The sequence below is a fragment of the Aeromicrobium camelliae genome (genome assembly GCF_003850045.1).
Classification (GTDB): Bacteria; Actinomycetota; Actinomycetes; order Propionibacteriales; family Nocardioidaceae; genus Aeromicrobium; species Aeromicrobium camelliae.
Map to the genome: position 1 here is coordinate 1 of NZ_RQJX01000028.1, position 26,388 is coordinate 26,388.

Annotated in this window: 29 protein-coding genes; 11 read left to right on the forward strand and 18 right to left on the reverse strand. The window is 66.2% G+C overall.

Going from position 1 to position 26,388, the window contains the following annotated elements; genetic code table 11:
* The 5 genes from EHW97_RS14735 to EHW97_RS14755 all read left to right on the forward strand — a co-directional run.
* The coding region (locus EHW97_RS14735; protein WP_208002074.1) for a TrbL/VirB6 family protein at positions 1 to 1,137 on the forward strand (1,137 nt) is incomplete at its 5' end.
* Complete coding sequence (locus EHW97_RS14740; protein ID WP_208002075.1) at positions 1,112 to 2,620, forward strand: SCO6880 family protein; 1,509 nt, start codon at positions 1,112 to 1,114, stop codon at positions 2,618 to 2,620. The genes EHW97_RS14735 and EHW97_RS14740, both read left to right, overlap by 26 nt.
* A 239-nt stretch (positions 2,621 to 2,859) precedes the next feature.
* Positions 2,860 to 4,182, forward strand: a complete 1,323-nt coding sequence (locus EHW97_RS14745; protein WP_243696474.1) for an ATP/GTP-binding protein — start codon at positions 2,860 to 2,862, stop codon at positions 4,180 to 4,182.
* 5 nt (positions 4,183 to 4,187) lie between these two features.
* A complete protein-coding gene (locus EHW97_RS14750) occupies positions 4,188 to 5,933 on the forward strand; it encodes a type IV secretory system conjugative DNA transfer family protein (RefSeq protein WP_124237933.1) in 1,746 nt (581 codons plus the stop codon).
* Entirely contained in the window at positions 5,933 to 6,340 is a 408-nt protein-coding gene (locus tag EHW97_RS14755; RefSeq protein ID WP_124237934.1) for a DUF4913 domain-containing protein, read from the forward strand. The genes EHW97_RS14750 and EHW97_RS14755 overlap by 1 nt, the downstream gene beginning before the upstream one ends.
* Positions 6,341 to 6,647: 307 nt before the next feature.
* On the opposite strand, the gene EHW97_RS14760 is transcribed toward EHW97_RS14755, so the two are convergent.
* The 6 genes from EHW97_RS14760 to EHW97_RS16000 all read right to left on the reverse strand — a co-directional run bounded on the left by EHW97_RS14760 (position 6,648) and on the right by EHW97_RS16000 (position 12,278).
* A complete protein-coding gene (locus tag EHW97_RS14760) occupies positions 6,648 to 7,703 on the reverse strand; it encodes a hypothetical protein (protein ID WP_124237935.1) in 1,056 nt (351 codons plus the stop codon).
* Positions 7,700 to 8,758 (reverse strand): DNA methyltransferase, encoded by a 1,059-nt coding sequence (locus EHW97_RS14765; protein ID WP_166367532.1) that lies wholly within the window; start codon positions 8,756 to 8,758, stop codon positions 7,700 to 7,702. The genes EHW97_RS14760 and EHW97_RS14765 overlap by 4 nt, the downstream gene beginning before the upstream one ends.
* A gap of 217 nt (positions 8,759 to 8,975) precedes the next feature.
* On the reverse strand, positions 8,976 to 9,257 hold the full coding sequence (locus EHW97_RS14770) for a recombinase family protein (protein ID WP_121795601.1): 282 nt from the start codon (positions 9,255 to 9,257) through the stop codon (positions 8,976 to 8,978).
* A 114-nt stretch (positions 9,258 to 9,371) separates the two neighbouring features.
* Positions 9,372 to 10,160, reverse strand: a complete 789-nt coding sequence (locus EHW97_RS14775; protein ID WP_124237937.1) for a hypothetical protein — start codon at positions 10,158 to 10,160, stop codon at positions 9,372 to 9,374.
* 28 nt (positions 10,161 to 10,188) lie between these two features.
* Positions 10,189 to 11,649 (reverse strand): relaxase/mobilization nuclease domain-containing protein, encoded by a 1,461-nt coding sequence (locus EHW97_RS14780; RefSeq protein WP_166367533.1) that lies wholly within the window; start codon positions 11,647 to 11,649, stop codon positions 10,189 to 10,191.
* A gap of 113 nt (positions 11,650 to 11,762) precedes the next feature.
* Entirely contained in the window at positions 11,763 to 12,278 is a 516-nt protein-coding gene (locus EHW97_RS16000) for a plasmid mobilization protein (protein ID WP_424922780.1), read from the reverse strand.
* 325 nt (positions 12,279 to 12,603) lie between these two features.
* Between EHW97_RS16000 and EHW97_RS16005 the strand changes: the two genes are divergently transcribed.
* A complete protein-coding gene (locus EHW97_RS16005; RefSeq protein WP_121795622.1) occupies positions 12,604 to 12,837 on the forward strand; it encodes a helix-turn-helix transcriptional regulator in 234 nt (77 codons plus the stop codon).
* On the opposite strand, the gene EHW97_RS14795 is transcribed toward EHW97_RS16005, so the two are convergent.
* Positions 12,815 to 13,633: a hypothetical protein gene (locus EHW97_RS14795; protein ID WP_124237940.1), complete on the reverse strand. Its 819-nt coding sequence runs from the start codon at positions 13,631 to 13,633 to the stop codon at positions 12,815 to 12,817. The two genes, EHW97_RS16005 and EHW97_RS14795, sit on opposite strands and share 23 nt — an antisense overlap.
* A gap of 88 nt (positions 13,634 to 13,721) precedes the next feature.
* Complete coding sequence (locus EHW97_RS14800; RefSeq protein ID WP_124237941.1) at positions 13,722 to 14,279, reverse strand: recombinase family protein; 558 nt, start codon at positions 14,277 to 14,279, stop codon at positions 13,722 to 13,724.
* Between the two features lie 276 nt (positions 14,280 to 14,555).
* On the opposite strand from EHW97_RS14800, the gene EHW97_RS14805 reads away from it, so the two are divergent.
* Positions 14,556 to 15,134 carry a hypothetical protein gene (locus EHW97_RS14805; RefSeq protein ID WP_124237942.1) on the forward strand — a complete coding sequence of 193 codons (579 nt, stop codon included), beginning with the start codon at positions 14,556 to 14,558 and terminating at the stop codon, positions 15,132 to 15,134.
* Positions 15,135 to 15,628: 494 nt separating this feature from the next.
* Here EHW97_RS14805 and EHW97_RS14810 read toward each other — a convergent pair whose 3' ends face one another.
* The 4 genes from EHW97_RS14810 to EHW97_RS14825 form a co-directional block, all read right to left on the reverse strand.
* On the reverse strand, positions 15,629 to 15,949 hold the full coding sequence (locus tag EHW97_RS14810; protein WP_243696475.1) for a ParB family protein: 321 nt from the start codon (positions 15,947 to 15,949) through the stop codon (positions 15,629 to 15,631).
* Between the two features lie 71 nt (positions 15,950 to 16,020).
* The gene (locus EHW97_RS14815; RefSeq protein WP_124237944.1) at positions 16,021 to 16,818 is read right to left on the reverse strand and encodes a ParA family protein; all 798 of its coding nucleotides are present in this window, start codon (positions 16,816 to 16,818) and stop codon (positions 16,021 to 16,023) included.
* 288 nt (positions 16,819 to 17,106) lie between these two features.
* Positions 17,107 to 17,730, reverse strand: a complete 624-nt coding sequence (locus EHW97_RS14820; protein ID WP_124237945.1) for a DUF6349 family protein — start codon at positions 17,728 to 17,730, stop codon at positions 17,107 to 17,109.
* Positions 17,731 to 17,761: 31 nt separating this feature from the next.
* Positions 17,762 to 18,616, reverse strand: a complete 855-nt coding sequence (locus EHW97_RS14825; RefSeq protein WP_124237946.1) for an ArdC-like ssDNA-binding domain-containing protein — start codon at positions 18,614 to 18,616, stop codon at positions 17,762 to 17,764.
* 636 nt (positions 18,617 to 19,252) lie between these two features.
* Here EHW97_RS14825 and EHW97_RS14830 point away from each other — a divergent pair.
* Positions 19,253 to 19,546 (forward strand): hypothetical protein, encoded by a 294-nt coding sequence (locus tag EHW97_RS14830; protein ID WP_166367534.1) that lies wholly within the window; start codon positions 19,253 to 19,255, stop codon positions 19,544 to 19,546.
* Positions 19,547 to 19,656: 110 nt separating this feature from the next.
* Here EHW97_RS14830 and EHW97_RS14835 read toward each other — a convergent pair whose 3' ends face one another.
* The 6 genes from EHW97_RS14835 to EHW97_RS14860 form a co-directional block, all read right to left on the reverse strand.
* A complete protein-coding gene (locus tag EHW97_RS14835) occupies positions 19,657 to 20,535 on the reverse strand; it encodes a hypothetical protein (protein WP_124237948.1) in 879 nt (292 codons plus the stop codon).
* A 461-nt stretch (positions 20,536 to 20,996) separates the two neighbouring features.
* Complete coding sequence (locus EHW97_RS14840; RefSeq protein ID WP_124237949.1) at positions 20,997 to 21,218, reverse strand: hypothetical protein; 222 nt, start codon at positions 21,216 to 21,218, stop codon at positions 20,997 to 20,999.
* 90 nt (positions 21,219 to 21,308) lie between these two features.
* A complete protein-coding gene (locus EHW97_RS14845; RefSeq protein WP_208002076.1) occupies positions 21,309 to 22,583 on the reverse strand; it encodes a ParA family protein in 1,275 nt (424 codons plus the stop codon).
* A gap of 26 nt (positions 22,584 to 22,609) precedes the next feature.
* A complete protein-coding gene (locus EHW97_RS14850; protein WP_166367535.1) occupies positions 22,610 to 23,599 on the reverse strand; it encodes an NlpC/P60 family protein in 990 nt (329 codons plus the stop codon).
* Positions 23,600 to 23,649: 50 nt separating this feature from the next.
* Complete coding sequence (locus EHW97_RS14855) at positions 23,650 to 23,883, reverse strand: hypothetical protein (protein WP_124237952.1); 234 nt, start codon at positions 23,881 to 23,883, stop codon at positions 23,650 to 23,652.
* Between the two features lie 211 nt (positions 23,884 to 24,094).
* Positions 24,095 to 24,346, reverse strand: a complete 252-nt coding sequence (locus EHW97_RS14860; RefSeq protein WP_124237953.1) for a helix-turn-helix domain-containing protein — start codon at positions 24,344 to 24,346, stop codon at positions 24,095 to 24,097.
* 790 nt (positions 24,347 to 25,136) lie between these two features.
* Between EHW97_RS14860 and EHW97_RS14865 the strand changes: the two genes are divergently transcribed.
* From EHW97_RS14865 to EHW97_RS15605, 3 genes are all read left to right on the forward strand, one after another.
* A complete protein-coding gene (locus EHW97_RS14865; protein ID WP_124237954.1) occupies positions 25,137 to 25,421 on the forward strand; it encodes a hypothetical protein in 285 nt (94 codons plus the stop codon).
* Positions 25,422 to 25,506: 85 nt separating this feature from the next.
* A complete protein-coding gene (locus EHW97_RS14870) occupies positions 25,507 to 26,130 on the forward strand; it encodes a DUF8175 domain-containg protein (protein ID WP_124237955.1) in 624 nt (207 codons plus the stop codon).
* The coding region (locus tag EHW97_RS15605; RefSeq protein ID WP_208002077.1) for a hypothetical protein at positions 26,127 to 26,388 on the forward strand (262 nt) is incomplete at its 3' end. The genes EHW97_RS14870 and EHW97_RS15605, both read left to right, overlap by 4 nt.

Sequence of the window (26,388 nt, forward strand, 5' to 3'; positions counted from 1 at the left end):
ACGATGTGGGTTCAGGTGGACACTCCGGGCCTCGGTTCGGGCGGTACGGCGGACCGCATTCAAAACAACGTGTGGTGGTTCGCAGGCGTTCTGGCCATCGTGGGTGTCCTCGTCGCGGGTGCTCGGATGGCATTTGAGGGCAGCGGTCGCCCTGCGAAGGAACTACTGAAATCGCTGCTGACACTCGTCGTCGTTGCTGGTGCGGGGTTGACCTTCGTTCGGTTGGGCGTCGAGGCCGGCGACTCGTTCTCGACGTGGATCATCGGGCGCAGCCTGGAGGACGGCTCTTTCGAGCAGAACCTTGCCGCCCTGTTCCAAGGGATCGTGGCGTTCGGTGGCGCCCCAGGCCTGCCGGCAATGATGACGATCGTCCTCGGGCTGATCGCGATGCTGTTCTCGGTCGGCCAGATCGTCCTCATGTTCTTCCGGTCGGCGGCCCTGGTGTTGCTCGCCGGTCTCCTGCCCCTCTCGGCAGCCGCGACGGGCACCCGGTTCGGAGAGCAGTGGTTCGGCAAAACGTGCGCCTGGATCGTCGCCTTCCTGCTATACAAGCCAGCCGCCGCGATCATCTACGCGGCCGCGGTCACGATGTTCGGCAATCCCGACTCGCTGACCGGTTCGATCGTCGGGCTCTGCATGATGGCGCTCGCGCTCATCGCACTCCCGGCCACGATGAAGCTCGTCGTACCGCAAACCTCGTCGTTGGCGTCTGGCGCGATGGGTGGCAGCAGCTTCGGCGCCGCTCTCGGCGCGGCGGGCGTGGCCGCCGCAGCTGGCGGTGGCTCACCTTCGGGCGCAGCACCCGCCCCGGCGTCTGCCTCGTGGTCCTCGCCAGTTCCCGCTGGTGGGAAGAACGGTGGCGGTCCGAGCGGGTCGTCCGTGCCGTCGTCCGATCCGACAGGTGGCCGTAGCCAAAGCGCCACGCGAGCGACGGGCGCGAGCACCGGAGCCGCTGGCGCGGGCTCCATGGGTGCGGGATCGGCCGCTGGCGCCGGTTCGGGCGCGGCCGCCGCGGCCGGTGGCCCCGCCGGAGCAGCGATCGCGGGAGCACAAGCGGTCCGCGGCGCAGGACAGCACGCCAAACAGGCGATCAACGACTCAGTAGAGGGGGATGGTCCTCGTGGTAGCCAACAGTGAGGCGACGGCTCCGCGTCGCTACGGGAACTTCCGACGACCGGAGTCTCCCGGTGTGCTCGGCCTCGGAACGGCCGGAACGGTCATTCTTGTGGGCGGAGCGCTCATCATCGCCTTGGTCGTCGCTCTCGGGCTCTGGCTCGTCGCAGCTCCGCTGGTTCTCGTCTGGCTGCTCGCCTTAGGCGCTGTTGGTGTCCGGGACCGTCACGGACGGAACCTAGCGATGCGAGTCGGCAATCGGGTCGGCTGGTCAATGACCCGTCGACGTGGCCAGAACCTCTACCGCGGCGGTCCGACCACGCACGGCTCCTTCACGCCGCCTGGAATCCTGGCCACCACCAAGCTCCACGAGGCTCGCGACGCCTACGACCGGCCATTCGCGGTGATCGAATACCCAGCGGTCGGGCACTACGCGGTGGCCGTCGAGGTCTCTCCTGAGGGCGCGTCCCTCGTCGACGCCGATCAGGTCGACGTATGGGTAGCAGGCTGGGGGCAGTGGCTCGCCAACCTTGGCCAGGAGCTCGGTGTCGTCGGCGCTCAAGTGACGGTCGAAACAGCGCCGGATACCGGCGCACGATTGAAGCGCGAAGTACAGCGCCGCCTCGATCCGAACGCCCCTGACCTTGCTAAAGCCGTTCTCGGTCAGGTCGTGCACGACTATCCCGCGGGCGCCTCCCTCGATCGGGCGTGGGTCACGGTGACGTTCCGCGGGCAGAGCGCAGCTGGCCCGAAGCGAACCACGGCGGACGTGATCGCTGACCTTGCCTCCCGCCTCCCTGGTCTGACTGAGACTCTCGCCGGTTCTACGGGTGCCGGGGCCGCGACGCCCGTCACTGCTCAGGGGCTGTGCGAGATTGTCCGGACGGCCTACGACCCAGGCGCCGCGGCGTTGCTCGATGAGATTCACGATTCGGGACAGCAACCCGACCTCAGCTGGAACGACGCGGGGCCTGCCGCGGCGGAAGCCAGCTGGGACACCTACCGGCATGACGGTGCGGTGAGCCGTTCTTGGTACATGTCCTCGGCACCGCGAGGCGAAGTGTTCGCCAACGTCTTGACCCGGTTGCTGTCCGCGCACGCCGACGTCGACCGCAAACGAATCGCAATCATGTATCAGCCGCTTTCCTCTGTGGAGGCTGCCGCCGTCGTCGAGGCGGATAAGCGTGCAGCCGATCTGAGGGTGAACGCGACGAACAGGCCCTCGTCCCGCGCCCTCGCGGCGGCGCGGGCCAGCCGCGCCACGGCGGATGAAGAAGCTCGCGGCGCGGGCCTGGTGGACTTCGGCATGGTCATCACGGCGACGGTCACGGACCCCGATCGGCTGACGGCGGCCCGTGTCGCCGTTGAGAACCTCGCGGCGGGCGCGCGGCTGCTGATCCGGCCTGCCTGGGGATCGCAGGACGCGGCTTTCGCGGCCGGTCTGCCCCTGGGCCTGGTGCTGCGTTCGCATTCGCGTGTGCCGCAGGAGATTCGGAGGTACCTGTGATGTTGACGCGGAAGCCAGAGCAAGAGCTGACGCCCGCGGAGCGGCGGGACGCGGAGATAGCGGCAGCGCTCAAAGCTGGCGCCGGCAAGCGGGTGAAGGCGCCGAAGCCCGGTTCGCGGGGCTGGCGTACCCCGGGCGGGGGTGCGTCCGGGTACCTGGCGCCGCCCGACCAGTGGCGGGCATCCACTGTGCAGGTGTGCGGGTTGTGGCCCTTTGCGGCGGGTTCGGGGGTGCCCTCGGTGGGTGTCCCGCTCGGCCGAGCTCTAGGCGCCACCAACCGCGGAGCCACCGTCTGCTGTGACCCGATTTCATGGTTTCAGGAAGGGAACCTCATCCTGAACCCGTCGGTGTACGTGCTGGGGCTGCCCGCCATGGGCAAGTCGACGCTGATCCGTCGCATGTCGCTCGGGCTCGCTGGCTTCGGGGTGACGCCGTTGTTCTTCGGTGACCTCAAACCCGATTACGTCGACCTCGTCGAGGCGATGGGCGGTCAGGTCATTCCGCTAGGCCGCGGCCGCGGCGGACTCAACGTCCTCGACCCGGGTGCGGCTCTCGCGGCCGCGGAGCGCCTCGACGGCGAGGCGCGACGTCAAGTGCTGGCTGACATGCGGACCCGCCGTCACACGATGGTGGGCGCGCTGCTGACGCTGATGCGTCGTACGCCTCCAACCGTGCTCGAGGACAACATCGTGGGACGCGCGCTGCGCATCCTGGACGACCGCCACGAGGGCATCCCCGTCCTGGGTGATCTGCTGAACCTGATTCGTTCGGCCCCGGACGAGCTGCGGCAGATGGCTCTCGATCGCGGGGAGCTTGATCGCTACCGCGCCACCACGCAGGACCTTGAGGCGGCTCTGATCGCCTTGGTCGACGATGATCGTCTCGGCGCGCTGTTCAACACCCAAACCACAGAGACGATGGATCTGAGCCGCCCGGTTGTCTTTGACGTTTCGAGCCTGAACGACGAGGACGACGCGATCAAAGCTGCGGTACTCATGTCGTGCTGGTCGGCCGGCTTCGGTGCCATCAACGTCACCCATGCTCTCGCCGATGCCGGTCTTGAACCGCAGCGACGATTCTTCGTGGTGCTCGATGAGCTTTGGCGGACGTTGCGCACTGCCCCTGGCCTGGTCGATCGCGTCGACGCGTTGACCCGGCTCAACCGCCAGTGGGGCGTCGGGCAGGCGATGATTTCGCACACGACCGACGACCTCAAGGCGCTCCCGAGCGCTGAGGATCGTGCCAAGGCCCTCGGATTCGTCGAGCGCGCCGGTTTCGTCGTCCTCGGTGGCGTTCCTTCCCGGGAGGTTGACGCGCTGTCGGCGGTCATCAGCCTCTCCGAGGCGGAGGCCGACTTGGTAACCCGCTGGTCCAGCCCGGATTCGTGGAACTCCACTGGCGGCGCTACCGGCCATCGTCCTGGTTTGGGGAAGTTCCTCATCAAGGTTGGCTCTCGGCCCGGTATCCCGGTCCAGGTCCAACTGACTGAGATCGAGCATGCCGTGAACGACACCAACAAGCGCTGGCATGGCCAGCGCCCATCTGCCATCGGCCAGGAGTAGCCACGATGTCAGCCACGAACCGCCGCCACGGTGCGCCGGACGCAAACGCTGAGGCGATTGCACTGTTCGCGGTGCTCTCGTTAGCAGCGCTGGTGCTGCTGTTCACCTGGGTTCCCGTTCATGTGTCCAGCTGGCGCGAGGGTCACGAGGTCCCAGCTAACCCGTTCACGCTCGTGGTCGGCCTGGTGACCGGCGACGTCGCATGGTCGTCAACGGCCACCGTCGCCGCCGTGGTGCTCGGTGTCGTGGTGGTCGTCCTCGCTGCTCTGTCGGTAGCAGCGCTGGTCCGGTTGAAGCGTCGACGTGCGCGGGTCGACAGTGCCGCGGCGCGGATGGGCCGCGGCCGTGAGGTAGCGCCGACCTCGCGCCGTGAGGTTGGCCGTACCGCCGAGCGCCTGGGCGTCAGCGGTACGCCTGGCCTCGTGGTGGCTCGTGGTGTCGCTGGGGGCGCCGAGGTCTGGCAGGACTGGGAATCGGTGTCCGTCGACATTTGGGGGCCGCGCGCCGGCAAGACCAGCGCACGGGCCATCCCGGCGATCGTCGAGGCACCCGGCGCGGTAGTGGCCACGTCCAACAAGCGCGACCTGTGCGATGCGACCCGGGGCGTTCGTGAGAAGCACGGCCGCGTGTGGGTGTTCGATCCGCAGGGCCTCGTCGATGAGCCGGTCACCTGGTGGTGGAACCCGCTCGGCTCGGTGACCAACGAGGTCACCGCGGCTTCGCTCGCTGACGTGTTCGCTCACGCTGCCCGCCGTCCCGGCGCGAAAACCGACGCATACTTCGACGCTGCGGCTGTCGACCTGCTCGCCAATTTCTTATTGGCGGCCGCGATCGGCGGTAAGCCGATCACGCAGGTGTATCTCTGGATCACCGACCCGAACAGCGATGAACCGGCGATCCTGCTCGACGATGCCGGTTTCACCCTCCCGGCAGCAGCGGTGCGCGGCGTGGTCAACGCTCCGGACAAGCAGCGTGCCGGTGTCTACGGCACCGCTCAGCAGCTCGTCTCGTTTCTCACAAATGCGGAGGCGACCCGTTGGGTGACGCCGCAGCCAGGAAAACCGCAGTTCGACCCCGTAGCGTTCGCAACCAGCTCGGACACGCTCTATTCGCTGTCGAAAGAGGGACGCGGGAACGCCGGACCCCTGGTCACGGCGTTGACCGTCGCGGTCTGCGAGGCGGCCGAGCACACGGCCAAGTCACTACCCGGAGGGCGGCTAGGAACTCCCATGGTGGCGGTGCTCGACGAGGCCGCCAACGTCTGCCGCTGGAACGAACTTCCCAACCTCTACAGCCACTACGGTTCACGCGGCATCTGCGTCCTCACGTTCCTGCAATCCTGGTCGCAGGGCGTCGAGGTATGGGGCCGCGAGGGCATGCGCAAACTGTGGTCGGCGGCGACCGTGAAGGTCTACGGCGGCGGCGTCTCTGAGGTCGAGTTCTTGGATGAGCTTTCCCGGCTGATCGGGGAGACCGAGTTCGTCGACGTCTCCACCAGCTACAACGGCCGCGGCGGTGGCCGGTCGACCTCACGGCAGCGGCGCCGCGAACGCATCCTCGACGTCGCAGACCTCGGCGCCCTCGATCGAGGCCGCATCGTCGTGTTCGCCGCAGGCGCTCGCCCGCTCCTGGGTCGCACTCAGCCATGGTGGGACAGCGCACGAGCGGCCGAAATCAGCGCTTCGCTACGCCGCCACGATCCCGCCAAGACCACCGCAGAACGGAACTACACCGCGATCGAGGAACTGTGATGACTAACGTCGACGACGCGTTCGCCGGCCTCGACGGCGGAGAGCAATCACCCGAGAACTCCCACCAAAAGACTGAGTACGCGAGCCTGGCCGAGTTCGTCGAGGACTTCCTTCTTGAAATGTGCTGGCGCGACACCAGCGCCGCGTCCGCCATTTGGTGCCCGGAGTGGTGGCGCCACCCCGCGGCCATCCTGCGTCTTGACGCGCTTTGGCGGTCGTTTGAAGCGCTCCGCTTGGACCCGGCGCTGGGCATGTCGACCTGGCTTCTACAGCACGCCGATCCTCACATGGCTGTGCTGACGGATCCTCAGGGACCGTTCAAAGGCTGCAACAAGGAGCACATCAGCAGAAGCCGCAAGATACCGACAGACCGTGCGCCACGCGATATCTTCCTTGCGGACGAGTAGATCAATCGGCGCTCCGCCGATCGCCTCGAAGCGCGAGGCCACCGCAAAGGATTGGTATGTCCGAGGAAGCGTTTCAGCGTTTCTCAGTGCGTAACGGCACCGAGGCGCGGAGGAGAACCAGCACAGCATGACATCGCTCAGCACCAGGTGGTCGCACGGCCCCAGCAGTACAAGGCGAACTTCTGAGTGGGTGATGGCTGTTCCTGGTCATGTTGGCAATGTGCCTCTGACCAGCGCAGAGGCCGTTGGTTGTGATTGTTAGCCATGGGCAGATTCGATTCTCCTGCGGACTCTGTGCGGACTGAGATCAACTACCCGGAAGTCGGTTGACCCACTCCCGAAGCAGCACGGCGATGTCATCGGAGTCGAGGTTCTGATCCTGCCGCTGGCGGGCGATCTGGCGCATGATGCGGTCGTGGAGTTCGCCCTTCTGAGCACCCTCCGCGTACGCCTTGAAGAACGCCACCCAGTGCCGCGCTTCGATCCCCGCTACGCGGGCGCGAAGGGACTCCTCCACGTAGTCGTCCATGAGTCCCGACGCGCGGGCCACACGCCCGAAGTTGCTTCCGCCATCGTGAGCGGCCACGTCGGCAGTCTTCGTCTTGGGAGCGGGGTACGGGCTGAGACCTTGGGGGGAGCGGATGTCGTAGTAGTCGTCCGGGAGTTTCTTCGGCTTCTTCCCCTGCTCGACGGCCTGAGCGGCCTTGCGCTCGTCGCTCTCCCGCCGCTCCACGGACCAGTAGTGATTGCGCATATCAGCGGCATAGCGCGCCGACTCGACGTACGGCGCATAGACCACCGGGTCGCCAGCGAGGACGTTGCTGAGGTGCCACGGGACGACCACAAGCAGGTCGTGCACATCGCAGGCGTCGCGACTCACGGTGTAACGGAAGGAAGGCTCGCCCTCCCTGCTCAACAAGTACCAGCCCTTCAGTTCCAGCCCGAGCCCAACCGCTTCGCCTGCTGCGATGCGACCGGGGCTCGACGTGGCGAGTCGTACGTCGGGGAATGTCTGCGCAGACCGTACGAACGAATACTCTTCCCACTCCTCATCGGGGTCCCAGACCGCTCGCAGTCGGTTGAGGGTCTGGACCACCTGAATCTCGATGCTGCCGCCGAGCATGGAGTTCAGCGAGAAGAGGTCGCCTGCCTCCAGCCCCTCGATGAAGGTCCGCGACGCGAAGTGCGCGGGGAGCGCCGCCAGCGCGTCCCTGACGTTTTCTACCAACTTCCCACGCTTCGTCGCGGGGTCGGGGTGCTCTCGCTCTGGCCCCGGCACCTCCGGCACGGGTGCATCGGTGATGCCGCGCTGCTCCTCGACCTCCTGAGCGATCTCCTCGGGGCTTCGACCGTCTGTTGTCACTCGTCCACCCTTATCGCCTCGGTCTCTGCGCCCACCTCGCGGTTCGCGGCAGCGTCCTGGAGTCGCTCTCGCGCTATCTGGGCGAAGTGCGCGTCCTTCTCGGCCACGAACGCCCGTCGCCCCAGGGCGACGGCGGCGACGGACGCAGAGGCGAGTCCTCCGAACGGCTCCCACACCACATCTCCCTCACGGGTGGTCGCGTGGACGAGCCGCTCCATGAACTCCAGTGGCTTCTGGTTCAGGTGGGTTGCTGAGGCGCGCGTCGGCTTGTACGTGCGCGGCGCAGAGCGTCGCAGCGAGCCCTTCAGCCGCTCGCTGTCGTGCAACGGGGGGCGGGTCCAGACGTTGGTCAGCCCGTGGGTGTGTGTCCACGGGTAGCGCATCCGGTCCCACTCCTCGGCAGTCACGGACTGTTGTCCGTCGAGGGAGAAGTAGGGCCTGCCGGACTCATAACCGTGCTCGTTGCAGTACGCCGCCATACGGGCCACCATCGGCCCCGGAGGGAAGTACCAGAGCCAGTCCCTGGTGAGGTACTTGCGCGTGGCGGCGTTCCGCACCCCGCAAGCCTCGTTCGACAGGTAGAGGGGCAATCCCGAACGCTGCCACTCGTGGCGCAGCCACTCCTGGACGCCCAGCAGGCCATCCTCCGTGGGCACCTCGAACCGACGCTGGTAGAGGACGCACACCTCGGTCACGACGGGGAACTGGCGGATGGTCTTGCCGTTCACGTTCCCAGCAATGTGGGACAGCCCCTTGTCCCAGATGATCGTCTGTACGTAGTCCCACCCCTGGCGATCCAGTTCGGCGTGCACGGTCGCCCACCCGACCTCGGTCCCCCAGAACCACAGCGTCGTCCCGGGGGTGGCGGCACGGGTCCACGCCTCGATGTGGTCGCGGTACCAGTCCACGAGGTCGGTGGAGTCCACGGTGTCACCGTGGAAGCCACGCACCCCGTACGCGCCATCGCTGATGATGGTGGTTGGAGTGGGCCAGGTCTCGTAGACCTCGCTCACGTCGCCGTGGTGGAGGTCGAAGGTGTCGGAGACAGGCGCCATAGCACCCCGCCCTGTCGCGTCGGGCGGGTCCTCCACCAGCGCCAACGCACCGTGAGTCGTCGTGCGTCGTGACCCGCGTGGCGCTGCTGGCATGCCTGAAGTCCTCCTTGATACTGCCTTCTTTAGCCTCAGTCTATGATCGCAACGAGCCCGGCTCAGGCAGGGCGCGGATAACTGACGCCTGCGCTCATGGCGAGGGGGGCGGGGGCACCGCCTTTCAGGCGACTTCTGACACGTCAGCGTAGGCGCCGCGCCCCTTCACCGCGTCATCCATCACGCTCCGGCTCACTCCCGCCTCGCGAGCAACTCGGGAGAGCGGCACACCAGCGCTTACCCTCTCCCTCGCCTCCACGACCTGCTCCGGGCTGAGGCGGCGCGCCCTGCCCCGGTAGACCCCCTTGGCCTTGGCCTGCGCGATGCCCTCAGCCTGCCGCTCGCGGATCAGGGAGCGCTCGAACTCGGCCACGGCTCCGAGGACGCCGAGCAACAGGCGGCTCATGGAGGACGCGCCTCCAGGCTCGAAGGTCTGCCCCTCTTTGAGGAACCGCGTAGTGCACACCGCGATCTACATCGTCAACCTGTGCCGTGGCCGCCTAACCAAGACGGCATGATCTCATCGTTCCAAGCCGCGTTCCCGCGTCCGTCCACTGCTCGCCGTGCTCCGGGACCGTGCCCTCGGTGACGTCTTGGTGGCCGCTTGCACGCTTCGTGCGTTGCCCCGTGAAGCTCGCGCCACTCCGATCGCCTCGTCCCGGGTAAGCCCTGAACGTTCGGCCCTTTCAATGAGGCCTTTCCTCCACTCCGCATCTCGACTCGCAATGGCGGACTCACCGTCCCGCTCGGCCGCCGCGGCCTCGCCCGCCTCTCCGCGTGCGGTGTCGCGGGCCAGGTCTGCGTCCTCAATGAGGCCGGCGGCCGCCAGTGCCATGGCACGGCCCTCGTCTTGCCGCTCTGCAGCTCGGTGCGCGGCGGCGGCCGCGTATTCGTGGGCTGCCAGTTCGTCGAGCCGCTTCGTCGCTTCGTCGACGGGCAGCCGCGCCACGTCGACGCCGACGCGGCGGGTGATGGCCTGTCCGATTCGATCGCGGTCAGGCGTGAACACATCAGATTCTACCCGGCTCCACACCTCGGTGGCCCGCCAGGCGTGCGCGAGCTCGCTGGTGGTCGCGGTGCGGAGCCATTGCGTGTCCGCCGTGCGCAGCTCCGCTCGCGCGGCGTCCCTCTGGGCCTCGTACGTGCGGCGCAGCTGTGTTGCTCGCTCCTGCTGGCGGGTCCTCTCGGCCACGGCGAGGTCACTTCGGATACGCGCGATGCGTTCGGCAAGTAGCGACGCTGCGAGCGCCGCTGAGCGGCCGATCTTGGTGACGCTCTGCTGCGCCGGGTCAGGCTCAAACTCACTCATGGTGTCCCCCGATGTGTTCCTTCCATTGTTAGCGCTCGATCCCGCGCTCTGCTGCTGTTTCCTTCGTCGTCGTGCTCGTCTGTTGCACCGTGCGCGGCAGCGCCGGGTCCAGTGGCAGGTGCTTCGCGGGCGGTTTCCCGACCCCAAGGCTCGGCGGCGCCGCCGGGAGCTGTGCTTGCACGCGTTTCAGCGCGTCCGCGATGCGTTCGTTCTCACGCCGTTCGACGCGGCCGCGGGTCACCTGCGATCGCGCTTGCGACATGGTGCGCAGCGTGTGCACGAGCTGACGAAGAATGATGACCTGCGCCGTGCGCGAGTCCATGCCTGCTCCGAGCGCCATCGCTACCCTCGCGGCCGATCGGTAGCCGGTCAGCTTTGACGGTGTTCCCTTGACTGTTCGCCGTTGAGTCTGTGCTGAGCGGGCGAGCGCATCGCTGGCGCGAGCCAGTTCCCCTGGCCTGTTCTCGGTACGCAGTGACCACGCGCCGAGCACCCCGGCTGCCTGCCCCGCGACATGGGACCACACTGGCCCGTTCTCCGGGTCGACCTTCGCCAGCTGCTCATTGACCCTTGCCAGGTCGCCCCACATCTGACGCAGCGTCTCGTCGTCGAGTTGAGCACCACGGCGTTGCCCGGGCAGTGGCTGACCGCGCCACGCGGCCCGCCACTCATCGAGGGCGTCCTCCGGTCGTGACCCCTCCCCCCATGCCATCCGGAGTCGGCTCAGACTGAGGTCGCGGCCGAGCTTGCCACCCGATCGCCAGACCGCGGTCTGCCCGTGCGCGGGTCGGTCCGCCACGGCATATCCGGTGACGTGCTCCTGGCCGCCGGCGGCGAATCGAGGGCGTACCCACAGACCTTCCTCGCGCGCCATCCGCACGAACTCCGCCTCGTTGCTGCTTGCCGCTGCTACCGCTCTGACCGTCATAGCGAGGCGGGCGGTGTAGGTCATCTGACCCACTCCCGCGGCCTCGGTTTCGGTGTACGTTTCCGGTCGAGCCGATCGGCCCTGGTGCCGTCCGTCGACGACCTCTAGTCCGTGGCGCTCCTCGATCGCAGCACACGCCGCACTGGCACGTCGGTAGTCGTTGCGTACGTCGGCAACGGTGCCGTCTGAGGTCACGAGGTTCACCACCAGGTGGATGTGGTCACCACCGTTCTTCGTCTCGCCGTGGTGCACCGCCGCCCACTGGCACACGGCACCGTCAGCGCTCGGACCGTCGAACCCCATCGCCTCGACGAACTCCCTGGCGATCTGTCCCCACCGGTCGTCACCGAGCGGCTCGTGATCCGGCGCCAACGACAGCGAGCAGTGCCAAACGTGAGCGTCTCGCCTCTCCCCTGTCGGTACTCGCTGCCCGGTCGCCTCATCGAACTCGGTGACCGGTTTGGTCACCTTCACGCCGTACAGCTTTCCGAACCGGTCCAGCTCGCCAGCGATCTCGTTCGCCTCCGCTTTGCTGAGCGTGTCGGTGGAGTACCAACTCATCAGCCCTGCGGACCCTGCGACAAGGTGCGGCTCGGTGTGCTCATTGGACCGCCCTGGGCCGACGAGGTATCGCATCAGGCCGGCGGTCTCCCCGCCCCGGCCGATCTTGGCGATCAAACGCGCTCCCCCCGGATCATCGCCGCCACCGCGTCGGCCGCGTCATCGAGCTTCCTGAGCGTCTGACGCAGGTCGTCGATCGCGGCCGCGAAGCTCGACGGCACCTCGTGAACGGTGTTCGCGTGCCGAGCGATCTGATTCATGTTGTCCGCTGATCCGGCGACGATCCGGCGCGCTCGAAGAAGATCAGCCAACAGCTCGCGCGACGCGATCGCGCCCTCACCCTGCTCACTCAGCGCCACGGTCAACAGGTATCGCTGGCGGCTCATCCCAGCCGCCTCAGCGCGGGCCGCCAGTGCCGTCGCCTCGTCGTCGGACAGCCGCATAAAGAGCGGCTTTCCTCGCGCGCCATCCGCTCGGTTCTCCAGTCGTCGACGTCGACCCGCCATGGTCGCGGCCCCCTTCTCGCCCAGCGCAGCGCCCCCCTGAAACGGGGGTTCCGACACGGCCAGTGTCGCCCACCAGCGAGCCAAAGTCGAGCGCTCACTAGCACTTAGATTATCTAAGTGCATATCTTGCTCCCGGTCAGGAGCGCCAGCGGATGAAGCCAGCGCGGTCGCGGGGTTGCGCCCGGCCGGCGCCTCGGGCGCCGCATGATGGAGCCGCTTCGCGGCGCTGTTGAAGTGCGGCCGTTGGCCGCACTAGTGGGGCTCTGTGCCCCGTTCCCGCTCCCCGATTCTGACGCTCCCGCCGGGACCGTCAAGGGCAAGACATGTCGCCTCCGGCGACCCTTGACGGTCCCGGCGCTCGCATCGGGGAGAGACAACGGGAACGGGGCGAACAACGGTGGGGCCGCCTGACGGCTAAGGAACCGATCTGTCGAAAGGAACCCTCACCATGACCACCACCCGGCTCGGTCCAGCACTACTCAAACCATCCGACGTCGCCTGCCGGTTGAACGTCACGACAGCCACTCTGGCTCGCTGGCGATCGGCAGGCACCGGTCCCCGCTACATCAACGTCACCGATCGGACGGTCCGCTACCGACCAGCAGACATCGTGGCCTGGGTCGAAGCATCAACCTCGCTGGCTGGCGGCGCCCCCAGCGTCAGGGATCGAGCTCCTTCTTAGCGGCAAGCATGATGATCTGGTAGACCCCAAACATGGACAGCGGCTGCTCCATGAACTCCCAAAACTCGGGGTACTCATACGTACTTCGGAGATAGATCAAGCTCGCGATCCACGCGAAGTACGCAGCAGCGGTTTCCACGGGGATCACCGGGGCCTGCGCGGACCCGGGCGTAGTGGACGAGAGCTTGTCCTGGAGATCCTCAACGAACTGATCGAAGCCCTCGTCCTCGGCGATCTCTCTGAGGGCCCCCTCGGAAAGTCCCTCCTCGAGCGACTGCGAGAACGCCTCCTCATTACCGAGTTCCTGAGCCGCTGCAACGAGCGTCTCGTCGCGCAGCATCTCGCTCAAGTCTTGGTCGTCGGCCGGCGGTGCAACACCTTGCGACGCGGCGACGAGCCGCTGCACCGTCGCTACCACCTCGGGCTGACGCTCGACATACTGTGTGGCCGCTGCGAAAGCTCCTGCGAAACCGGACACAACCTGCTGGATCGCATCACTGTGTCGTTCTACGAAGTCCGAATATGCCCGTGCCGCCTCGAATGCAGGTTCTAGAGAAGCCGTCAACTGAGACGCGGCTCGCCGCACCTCCGCAAGCTCGGCTATCTGCTGAACGCTCGCTGCCCACTCCTGGGCGCCCGCGTTGAGACCACTTGCCTGAACCAATGCAGGTTGCTGAGCACGAACCCGTTCAGCCGCTTGTTGTAGTTCTGGCCACTGTGCAACTTGCCGGGCAACGCCCTGGGCCACTTTCGCTACGCGGTCGAGATCCTCAGGTGTCCAGCGTCCGTTGTTCATTAGCCCGCCTGAAGTTGTCGTCCTTTGGCCTCTGAGCCTACGCCGTCGCGTTAGGCCCCATCAGCAGTCTGCCGGAATGTCGACGACATTAATCACTGAGAGCGCGAGCAACAGAAGACGCGCCGACGCTGAGAGCCTTGGCGATCTTCGCGTAACTATGCCCTGCTGCCCGCAGTTTCTTCGCGGCCTCGATCCGCTCGGGTGTCATCACGGTCGGTCGGCCGCCGACGCGACCCTCGGCTCGAGCATGGGCGAGGCCACGCATTGTGTTCTCTCGGATCGTGTCGACGCGCAGCTGAGCGAACACGGCGACGATGCCGTAGAGGGCTCGACCCATCGGGGTGGTCGTGTCGATCGCCGGTTCAGTGAGGCTCTTAATGAGCACGCCGCGCTCGTCGAGCTCGTGGATGATCTCGATGGCCATCTTCTCGCTGCCGGCGATGCGGTCGAGCGCGCGAATGACGAGAGTGTCGCCAGGACGCAGATAGTCCATGCAGGCGACCCACTGAGGCCGAGTGGCCATCCGGCTCGACTCGCCGTGATCCACGAACACCCGGCTGGCGCCCGCCGCCCTCAGCTCAGCCTCTTGGGAGTCCGGGTTCTGGTCGCGTGTGGAGACCCGCGCGTATCCCACGATGTTGCTCACAGGCCGCTCCCCCTCGTCGTCACCTTTCTCAACCTACCGAAAACGTCTGTCCTTGTGTTTCGGCTGGCGGGCGTTTCGGTTGACGGTTTTGGTGCGCACTTCGGCCCTCAGTCAGACCTGCTGCGGGAATGAACCGAAAACGATCGTTTGCGGGGCTCACTTGGGTTTCCACAAGCGCCCCGGGTTTGCGGGATGGACCTGAGACGATGGAGTGGTGACTCTCATCGAAACAAACCCTCGCGACGTCCAGTCGCTAGCCGGATGGTGGGCATAGCCATGAACGAATTCCGGCTACACGCTTGGGTGGATGAGTCCATGCATGCCCCACAAGCCGGCCAAAGCGGCATGTACCTGCTGGCATCAGCGATCGCTGACCCTGACGGCTGCGAGCCAGTGCGGGAACGGCTGGTGAAGTTGCTCCCGAAAGGAAAGACACGGCTGCACTGGCGCGACGAGGACGAAAAGCTGCGCGCATCTATCTCCGCTGCGGTGGGCGATTGCGACCTCTCCCATCTGGTGGTGGTCGGCGCGGAGTACCGGCCAGACAGCCAGGAGCGCGCGAGACGACGCTGCATGGATCGACTGCTGTTTGAGCTTGAGAACTTCGGGGTGAGCGGCGTCGTCTTCGAGAGTCGTACGCAATCACTCAACAAGAAGGACCTTGAGATGGTTGCGGCGCTCCGTGGTCAAGGTCGGCTCAAGAGCCTGCGGGTCGACTTCGGACTGCCCAGCGAAGAGCCCATGCTGTGGGTTCCCGACGCCGTAGCCGGAGCCGTGGGTCTGGACCTTCGCAACATGGACTCGCGGCCGCGGCAGCTGATCGGTCAGATCGACCTCGTGCACATCGACGTGTAGAAAACGCGAAGGCCGGGTCCCGTCGTCCGGCGGGGGTCCCGACCTCACTTCCTCGCACCCCTCAGGGGGAGGCTTCGCTTTCAACTCTATCTTGAGGTCGGCTTGTTCGCAATCTTCTTCACGCCGTTCTTCATGCTGTTGCTCACGCCGTTCTTCACGCCGTTGCTCACGCTGTGAACCGGCTCGGGTCGAACACTTGTTCTATGCTGTGGTCATGGGGCAGAACAAGCGCTACGGGGACCCGCTCAGCGCCCTAGACCCCCCTGCCGTGACTCCCCCGGAATCGGCGTCGCGCCCTCGCCACGTTTGGGTGAACCTCTCAACCTTGCAGCACCGGGCGTCTGAATATCCCGGGCTGCTCGTCGAGTGGCGGCGGACCACCTCGTCGTGGGAAGCCCGCTGCGTGTGGGGCACTCCTGAGGGCGGGACGCACGAGAACTGGATGCCTGCGGAGCGGCTTCGTCCCGCGCTTCCTCCAACCGAGTGAGTCGTCCTCACTTGCCCATCGGCCGGCCCTGGGGCAGCTCTCGCGGACCGACGCCCGGGAACTGCTTGCCGTCGTTGTACTTCGCCTCCAAGCGCTCGACCTCAGCCATGACGGCTGCGTGGACGAAATCAGAGAACGATCGCGGCCCCTCGGTCGCCATCGTGTAGAGAATCGCGCCACGGACCCGGGCCGTGTCCTCGGGGTCCTGGTAGAACGACGCTTTGGACGGGTACTTCTTCTTGGCCGCAGGCTTCTTCTCAGCCTTGGGCGTCGAGGTCGACGCTGCCGAACGGGTCGACTGCGTTTCCTCGGGTGCGGGATCGGACACGGATTCCGATGCGACGGGCGGGGCGACCGGACTCATGCCGCTCAACGAGGACTTACGTGGCTGTGGACGGCTCATTTCATTGCCCCTTCGATCGCAGTCAGGTGTTCGGCGTAGAGGTCGCCGAGCGCGGTGGCTTCGCTGGTCCCCCACTCGTCGAGGCCACGGGCGGCCTCCGCCGCGTCAGCAATGGCAACGCGCTTAGGGATGGGCGGTGACAGGACGATGAGCCCGTGGGCGGCCGCCGCCTGGTGCAGTTCGTCAAGCCAATGACGTCCCCCGACTGTGCTGTCCTCGTGCTGGTTCACGATGATTCCGGCGACCCTCAGGGTCGCGTTGTAGTGCTCACGGACACTCGTAATGGTCTGTAGGAGCTGCGCCAAGCCGTTTGCGCTCCACAGGCGCGAGTGGGTGACGACGATGACCCCATGGGCGGCGGTGAGCCCGTTGATGGTGAGCTGATCCAGCGAGGGCGCACAGTCGATGAGGATCAGGTCGTAGTCCTCTGAGACGTCCTCGAGGGCCTCCCTGATTCGGCCTTCACGGCCGGCACCCGCGATCACGAGCTCGTCACGCACATAGCCGAGTGCGATCCCGCTGGTAGGTACGACGTCCAGCCCCGGCCACACACCGGCAACGATGACGTCGCGCAGCTTCTCGGGCGCTCGCGCACTCAGCACGTCAGCCAGGCCGGCCTGGTCCTCCGAGACCGGATCAGCAGCCGCGACTTGAGTGAGATTGCCCTGCGGGTCGTTGTCGACCACAAGCACTCGTTGACCCCGAAGCACGGCAGCGCGGGCGAGGTGAAACGTCGTGGTGCTCTTGCCGACGCCGCCCTTCTGATTGCAGAGGGCGAAAATCTGAGCGGTCATAGGGTTACCTCCATTAACGGGAATGGTACTAATAGGGCCAGTTGTGGCAGGTACGACACGCTGGCGAGTTCTGTGCATGCTGCTTCTCTCCCTTGCTTCTGGTGGATCACCTGTTGCCGTCCCTCGCGGCACTTCCCCGGACCTCCGTGTCCGGGCCGCTGAGAGGCCCCGGCGGCTGGCGAGTGCGGAGATTCAGGCCAGGACCTCGACGGCCGCCGCCGATCCCCGCGTCAGCGGGTGGCCCCATTACCGCTAATAGTGGTGTTAGGGGTAATGGGGCCACGGGTCCTACTCCCCCACCGACCCGGTGAGGTCGTACCCGCCGAACGGGGACCGCCCCGAAACATGCCGGGTCCCCCACTTGCCGCGTTCGGTGAGGATCGGATAGCCGGGGCGCTGCCAATGCTCCGGATAGTGTTCGGCAACCCATCGGTCTCGCCGCTGTCTGGTCGCCCGCGTGTCGTCGAGTTGGGCCACGCGTCGCGGCACTACGGGGAGGTTTCGCCAACCCGGCAGGGCGTGGTCGTGCCACGCTTCCACGGCCGCGTTCTCGTTGGCGGCGATGTGGTGCCAGCTGCACGGCGGGCAGATTGCCTGATACATGAGATCGTCGGGGAAGTCGGGGCCGTGGTCATGGTCCGGCTCGTCACAGCGGCAATCTGCCGTGTAAATGTGCGCGGTGTGACCGGCCGCAGCGGTCACCGTTACGGCAATGGCTGGCGCCCACATGTGACTGGTGCGGAGGCTTCCGAGCTGCCCGTTTTCGAGCTGGTAGCGCTCAAAGGCCGCATCGAGTAGCTCGGGCGCGTAGTAATCCGTGGTGTAGGTGAGCGGGGCGCCGGTCCATTGTCCGGCGCGCGCTAGGGCTTCCTCGCGGATCAGGGCGTCGAGGTCGATCGCGTACTGTTCCATGGTTATACCTCCGTTAGTGGTAATAGTGGCATTAGGCGCTGACGAGGTTGTCGACGAGTTGATGAGCGGTTTTCAGGACGTTTGCGGCCGTGCCCTTGATCGTGTCGGCGTCGCCGTGGCTCCATCCGGCGACGTAGCCGATGCTGTAGGCGCTTGTGTCGAGTCCGAGGACGCCAGCGGCGACGTAGGCGACGCTCTCGGCCTCGGTTTCTGCGATGCCGCGGTGTTCAAGGTAGGCGGCGGGCTCTAGGTCTGCGTGCAACATGGCGTGCGCGGCCTCGTGGAGGGCTGTTTTCGCCGCCTGGGCGGGGGAGAGGTCCGCGCCGATGACGACGCGGCGGGAGGCCGGGTCTGTGTAGCCGTTCGCTCTCGTGAGCTGCTCACGCTCGACGGTCCAGCCGATGGTGCTGAGGTAATGAGCTGTCGCGGCGTAGATGCCGCTCGGGTCGTCCCCCTGGAGCTTCTGCGCGACGGTCGAGGGGTCGGGCGCGGTGGGGTCGATGGGATCGGTTTGAGCAATGTCGAACACGGTCAGGATGGGGAAATACGTGATCGTGCGTTCTTCCTCGTCACCCTCGCCGTCCTCGGCGGTGATCTTCTTCTGCGCGTACCCGAAAATCTTGATCCCGCGCTCGCCCCTGCGGACCTGCCGTCCGAGCTGCTGCCACTTGCGGAATCCCGCGACTCGCGAGGCGTAGGGATTCTGACTCAGGATCAACAAGAGGTTGTTGATGCTGTAGGCGTGGAACGACCGGGCGAACGTTAGGAACCGAGCCCACTGCTCGCCGTCGCGCAGCTGCTCGACCTGCTCGACGATCGAGGCCTGGAGCGCTTCGGCCTGCTCGCGCCGCTGGTCCAGCGTCTTGCTGCTCTTAACCTTGCTCATGGCTTCTACCTCCGTTAGTGGCAATAGCGGTATTGCTGGTGATCGCCTGCGCCGACCGTTTTTTGTTCCCTCCTGGTGTGGAATCCAAAGCCGGTTGAACGACCGGAGTGCAACCCGCAGGGCGCGGCGGAGAGAGTTTCTGGCCGAAATAAGGAGCGGAGCGACGCGGCCGGAAAGTCTCGGGGGAGCGGCGGCGAAGCCGCTTGCGCGGAGGGAGTGACCGGCGACGATGGAATGCCAGGAGGGAACACAAGGGCTCTGCCCGCTACTGCGCCGCCGTTAGGCGGCTCCGTTGTCACGCCGGCACGGCGTGATGCTTGTGCCCTGCGGAATGTAATGGGGTGGCGCCTCGCCTGGGAAATGAAGGGATGAACGAGGCGTCACCCGTCCACAGCCTCGCACGGTCCCGCTTGATCTGTCGCGCCTCGACTGCCGACTTGGATGAACGTCCGAAACTACTAACTCTATTACCACCATTTCGTTCCATCGTTTTCTGTCACCGAACCAAGGTCGTTCGCACTGTCTTGTTGGTGAGGGCGGACGACAGGTCGACCTATTTGCTGCGGCGCCCTGTTAGTAACTCTCCGGCTGCTCGACAGGCAGCCGCGCACCACTTCAAACGATGGAGGCAATGACATGAACGCGATGGAGCTGTTGATTCAGGCCGGGTGGCAGGTCGCTGCGGGAGCGATGGTCGGCTTCGTGGCCGCCGCGTGGCGAGGTTTCTATCGAGGGAGCGGGTCGAGCCTGGCCACAGCTGGGGGAGCGGTGACCGTTGCCGTGCTGATCCTGCTCGCTCTGCCACAGCCGGACCGCGGCGCAGCCGCGGCGATCGCCCTTTTTCAGGACCTCGTGCAAGCGTTAGCGGTGGTCCTCGGATTCGTGGCCGGGTGGCGCCTCGGTGAGTACTGGTCGCGGCCCGGGGCCTGACGATGGGCGCGATCGTTGGGAGCGGTCAAGGGCGCTGCCCGCCCCGTTCACCCTTGACCACTCCCAGCGATCGGCTGGCGGGCTGTTGACGGGTCGCTGAGGGACGGGGATCATCCGCGTCGCACTTCTGGCGGGCAGTGTGGGCAGGGTCGGGCGTGGTCGACGCCGTTGATGGTGAGGTTGATCCAGCCGAATCCGTCGCAGTCGTCGGAGCCGCAAGGCTCCGCGGCGCGGGCGATCGGGAGAGCGTCGGGGGCGATGCCCAGGGTGAAGTAGGCGTGTGCGTCGACGTCGACCGAGGTGAGGAGCATCTTGAGAAGCCCGTACGGCGAGTGAACGTTAGTCCATGGAGCGATGTGCCGGCGGTCGGCTTCGTCGCGGAGCGCGTTGGCGAGCGCGGCGCCGGTCCAGCCGCCTCGATCGTGAGCTGCGAACATGGCCGCTGCTGCACCTGGACGGACGTCACGGAGTAGACCTGCGATGGCCGGCTCGTTCAATGTGCGGTAGGCGAGCCCGATGCCGGGGCGCCGCCTTCTTCGTTTGAGCGTCGGCGGAGCCGACTCCGCCTCTCTGGACGCGTCAGCGTCCGCCAAAGGGAAGATCTCAATAACGTTACTTTCTAGAGATACGCCCCCTAACGGGGGAAGGTGGCCGAAGCCTTGTGACTGTGAAAGAACGCGGGCATACCGGCCAGGCCGGGGGATGGTGATACGGCGCCGCTGGCGGGTGGGGCACACCGTGACGGCGTAGACGTTGGGGTAGCCACGCTGTCCGTGTCCGGGCTTCTCGTCGTACAGAGCGAGGCGTTCTTCGCCGCTGAGCTCGCGGCCGCGATACAGCTCGACGAGCACCCCGAGCCGCACAGATACGGCGCGTGCTCGGCGGATCGTTCGCTCCGAGCGCCCGACACGGGCGGCCGCGACAGTCTGCGACGTGCGCAGGTTGCGGCCGGTGGCCACGTCGGCGTCCAGTGCGTCGTTGGTGGCCACCGCGAGCCACGTCTCGACGGCGATCTGGGCAGCTCGGCAGAGCTGTCGGGTGCGGGGCTGGCGAGCGAGCGCGCGTAATACGCGGAGCATTGACCGGCGGGACGACCACGTGGGGACCGCAGCAAGAAGCTCTCGGGGCGGCTGAGGGACGTCGAGGCCGCCTCGGCGCGTGTGGGCGCTCGTGGCTCGTCGCAGCGAGCGTAAAGACGTCTCTGTGTGCGGTCGGACCCGTGGCAACCGCTGATGTTCAACACGCGGTTGGGGTGGAGAAACTGAAATGTGGGCAGGGCGCGCCAAGGACGCTATGCTGGTACTCAACAGCGGTCCTTTCGTGAGAAGGATCGTTGAGGCCCTCCCTCAGCGGAGGGAGTTGGTCGAAGCTCGAGACCGGGAAGCCGCCAAGCAAACGCGGTCTGAGCGAGGCTTACGAGGCCCGCACTTCGGTGCGGGCCTCGCTCCGTTTAGGCAGAGCTAGCCAAAGGCAACTCCTGCTGGTTCTTGTGGGGGTTCGGCTGCCAGCCGATGGGCTGTCCGTCGAGTCCAATGCGGACGTTGGCGGCCATGGTTTCGATGACTTCGGCCTTCGTCAGTCCAGTCGCGAGGGCGATCTTCGCGATGGTTTCGTAGGCCTCGGGCTGTACGTCGGCGTACAAGCCCTTCTTGCCTGCGGCTCTCTTGGACATAACCCTCAACCTAGTGAGGCCCCTATGCCATAGGGGGGATTTGGCTCGCGTGTCGTCACACAACTGTCTCCGGAGTCTGTGCGTCATAGATCAAAGCCCTTCTGCGACGGCGGCGGCTGCTGCGAGCCAGGCGCGCTGAGTGGCGGGCCGGAGCGCGTCGAAGTGGATCACGCCAGTGGACAGTGCCGGGTCGTAGGGAATCGGTACGACTTTGCGCACGAGAGGCGTAAAGCCGTCGACGATCCGGGCGACGTTGGGGTCTTTGCTGGGTGTGCGCTGGGAGACCAGCACCACGGCGTTTTCTGCGAGCTGTGCGGAGTGCTCGTCTCGCTCCTTGAGGGCGTCGAGCAGGCGTGCGCCGGCCTCGGCGGTTTCCTCTGCGTTCGTGCAGGGGACGACGAGCTGGTTGGCGTGCTCGATCATGGCTCGCCAGTTGGCGGCGCGCTCGTTGTTGCCGCTGTCCATGACGATCAGTCGGTAGTAGCGGGCTGCGACGCGATGGATGCGGTGCACGTCGTCGGCAGAGACCTCGTGGTCGCCGGCCACGGACTGGTCACTGCGTAGGACGTCGTACTTGTCACCTGGCTGGTGGTGGGTGAAGAACGACATTTCCGCTGATTGTGCGGTGGTTGAGAGCAGCTGCTCGGTCTGCGGCAGCAGATCGAGGACGGTGGCGTCGTGTGAGGCACCCTCAGTACGCCAGGCGAGCGTCCCGCGAGTTTCGTTGTTGTCCCATGCGAGGACTCCCGCGCCGCCGTATCGGGCGAACACTGCGGAGATCACTGCTGATGCAGGGGTCTTGCCTGCGCCACCTTTGGGGTTGGCGATGGCGATCGTGCGAGGGCCTGGCCAGTGCTGCGAGACGGCTTGGACGTCCGATCGCCACTGTTGTTCCTCGGCCCCTGGGGAGAGCCGGAGCCCGAAGCGATTGAGAGTCCCGCGCCAGCCCTGTCGGGCGGGCTCGGCAACCGGTGTGGTGGTGATGAAGCTCCGTCGCGCGTGCCGCGGCGCCTCGGGGGCGACGTGGATCGGGGGAGCGGACGTTGCGGGTGTCGGCGTCCAGGGGTTCGACGGCGCCACCGGGTCCGCGGCCTCGCTGTCGGTGAGCGTGGCGAGAGCAGGGTGCTCGACGTCCGGAGCGTCTGCGATTGAGTGCCGGTCGTCGGGCGTCGCGGCGTCCGCGTAGGTGCGATCTGGAAAGACCACGATCGAGCCCGTTGTCTCGCCCTGGACCTTGGTTGTTGCCTCGACCTGGCGGTCGAGCTTGGCGGCGATGCCGGCGACCATGGCGAGCGCCTCGTCGACGGAGTTCACGACGCGGCTAAGACCGAGGACGACGACCTCCGCTGTTTTGTCGGTTCTCATGTCGAGAGTGATGTGTGGCCACATGTTCAGCCTCCTTTGGTGAAAACGGGGGGTGCCCAGCCGAGGTATCGGCCTCCTGAGCCCATCTGGTCCATCGGCGTCAGATCGATACAGCCCGATCGGACATAGTCGTTACTGAATGCTTGGCCGTTGCCGGCGTAGAGGGCGACGTGTCCGGCGGGGTCTGACGAGTCGAAGAAAACGAGAGCGCCGGCCGGAATGTCGTCGGACTTGCTGACGAGCCCTTGAGCGGCCAGCTCGTCATGCATGGCGCGCGCGGTGGGCACGCCACTGTAGGTGTAGCCGTAGGCGCGGGCGACGAACTCAAGGCAGCGCCGCCGCCAGCTTCCGCCGCGGACCTCGTTGGTGCACGGCGCGGCAGTAGCGATGCGGGCCGCCTCGGCTAGCGCTTCCTCGCAGGAGCGCGGGTTGTCGAGCGGACCGAAGTCGCAGTCCTCTCCGCTGGTCCAGACGACGTTGGCGGCGTCAGGGGAGCAGTTGGGGCCGGTGATGGCCGCGGCCTCGTCGATCGATGTCTCGCTCAGCGCGGCGACGATCGCCAGCGCATCGGACCAGTACTTCTCGTAGTGGTAGGGGTCCGCGTTCCGCTGGACCCGGTGCGCGGCCAGCGTTGGGTCGAGTTCCTCCCATCCGTCGACGCGCAGGAGGGCGTCGTAGAACATCGCCGCGGCCTTGGCGGGGTTCATCCGGTCCTCGTATGAGCCCCACGCCCCGTTGTCTCGCTGCTGGAATAGCCCGCGGGAATCGGGGCCAACAGCATCACCGCGGTCGATGTTGATGAGGCTGGACTCACCGATCGCGGTCATGACCGCGATCGTCTGTCCGCGGGCGCTGATGCCCTTTTCGGCGCCGACCTTGACGATGATGGCTGCATTGCTCAGCTGCTCGTCGTTCCAACCGTCGAGGCCGGCGGTCTCGACGTTGCCGAGTTCCAGTGGTGCGCAGGTCGCAGCGTTCCCTTGCATGATCGGCAGGCCGATCGCCAACCCCGCCACGAGTGTGACGCTGGCTCCGCCGACGAGAACGCTTGTGAGGCCTGAACGGTTCATTGAAGGATCGACCCCTCACCGGGGAAGATGATTCGCTCGCCCACCCACGGGGCATCGAGCGCCGTGCGGGAGACGTCGACGCCGAATCGGCCCTGGTCGGTGTCGAACCAGACGGTGGCAACGTAGGGGTCCGGGTAGGACTCCCACTCGCCGTCCCCATGGATCTTTAGAGCGGGGATGGTCGACGGGTCGGTGATCTCGTAGACCTCTTGCGCGGTCGGAGAGAGCATCGGCTCGAGTTCGGCCCACCACTGGGTGTGGGGCCTGTCTGGCCTCGACCACGTGAGCAGGATCGTTCTGGCCGCCGTGACGACGGTGTTCTGTTCGTCGGCCGTCCAGGCCGTGGGTTCAGGCTCCGTAACCACGGGAGCCGGCGGGGGAGTGGGATCATCGCTGCCAGCGCTCCCGCAACCCGCGAGGGCGGCGACTGCCGCTAGCGCGCTAAGGGACCCGCGGACCCTTGCCGTCCTGCGTGCCACCGGAATGTTGGTCGGCCCACTGCTGTAGTTGCTCGCGATCAAAACGGATGAGCTTCTGGCCAGACCGCAGGTGTGGGATTTCGCCTCGACGGACCATGCCGCGGAGAGTCTCTGGCGTTACCGCCAGCCACGCTGCAACTTCCTCGACGGTCAGCAGCGGCTCTCGCGACATCCAGTCCTCCTCGATCACACCCCCGGTCTCGGGCGCATACACGCTCACACCTCCCCCGAATCATAGAAGTTCTGGCTTTCGCTAGAAACAGCGTGCTATACCCGTGCAAATTACGCAAGCAGGTAAATAGTGGCGAATACCGGGGAAACGGGTCTATCATCAGGTATGGCACTCCGAACAGGAGTGTTTCGTCAGGTTCTACGGTACGAAAGAACTAGTCCTATGGGAGGGGGTGCCCAGATGACGCGCTCGACCGGCTCAAAGAATCCGTGGATTCCGAGTTCGCCGGAGCCTGAACCACCGTCGCCGCAGTCCGTGGCCGAACGGGAGGGTGTGACCCTCACGGGTCCATCCGGCCCGCAGCCAGGCGTCACGCCGCCTGAGGCAGCAGACAGCTTGGCCCGCGTTCAGGTCCCGGCCGACCGGCTGTGTGTTGTGGGCGTTCACGGAGGATCAGCGGAGTCGACCATCGCTGAGCTGCTCGGCGGTCTGGCGACTCACCATCGTTGGCCCGAAGTCGATCCGGCCCCATTGGTCCTACTCACCTCGCGCACGTCGAGCTCAGCGGTCGAGGCTGCGCAGAGGGCTTTGCGGGCGTGGGCTGCCAGCACCACTCCGAAGATTCGGCTGCTCGGGATCGTGTGGGTTGCAGACGCCCCAGGTCGCCTGCCACGCGAGCTGAGCCGAGCGGTGGACGTCGCCTCTGGCGGCGCCCCCCACGCCTGGCACATCGGGTGGGACGAGTCCGTGCGTCGAGGACTCGGAACTGGCTCTCTTGAACGATCCTCCCGCAAAGCCATCACCGAAATTCAGACCATCCTCAGGGGGAGCAATGCTAAATAACCTCACGTCGCTCGCTGCACTCATCGTCACCGAGCTTCCCGATCCGGGCCGCGGCACTCAGCCGCCCGGCACCGAGGGCATCACAACCATCGTGCAGTGGGTCGCGTGGATCGCGGCCGCGCTGTGCCTGATTGGTGCCCTCATCGCTGGCGGCATGATGGCGGTCCAACTCAACCGCGGCAGCGGCGGCGAGTCTGTGGCGCGCCTCGGCTGGGCGCTTGTCGGAGCCGTCGTTGTGGGAGCCGCGGCCGCCCTCGTAGGCGCCCTGATCTGAGCGGTGGGACACCATGACAGATCGCGCTTCTCCTGACCGACGCCGCCCCAGCCCCGGCCTCATCGCGGCCGGCGTACTGGCGGTCGTGGTGGTGGTGCTGGGCCTGGTTCTGGCGTTGACCGGCGGTGACGATGAGCCCTCGGGGGATCAGCGGCCGCCGTCTGCCGACGACACCACCGCAACCGACTCCATTTGCGGACTTCCGAACGGCGACCTCGATGTGCTGAGGTCAGCGCCGGACACTGAGTGGGAACTCGTCGACGGGGTGGCCGCACCCACGATTGAGGATGCTGGCCCAGGGGAGGAATCCCAGGGAATCCACTCCTGCTTCGCGCACTCAGCCGAGGGCGCCCTGCTGGCGGCCGCCTACTACCGGCTCGACGCAGCCTCGGATGAAGTAGAACCGGACGCGTTCACAAGGACGCGGCTGGACCCCGACGACCCCGCGTACGGTGAACCCGCTCCGTCCCGCCGTAACGACACGTTCGACACTCGCGCTCTCGAGTTCGCGGGATTCCGATTTGACTCAATCAGCGCAGAGAGTGCCGTCATCACCACCGCGCATCGCGTCAAAGAGGGTCCGGCCATTGGTGAATTGGTCACCTTGACCAACTCACTCACCTGGCGCGACGGCGACTGGTACTTGACCAGCAACGTCAGCTCGTCCCAGATCGGGAATCTCTCGGGATTTGTGGAGTGGCGGCCATGACCCTACTGTTCGAGAGCCAAAACGAAGGATGCAGCTGGACTGACCCCCTGTGTCTCGCCCGAGAGGGCGTGGGAAATGTCGTCGGTGACGTTGCTGGCGCCGTGGGTGGCTCGATCATCAACCAGGTCGCCCAGGCGGTCGCAGAGTCCGTCGCGTCGCTCCTGACAAGCCTGACCACGATGTGGGTTCAGGTGGACACTCCGGGCCTCGGTTCGGGCGGTACGGCGGACCGCATTCAAAACAACGTGTGGTGGTTCG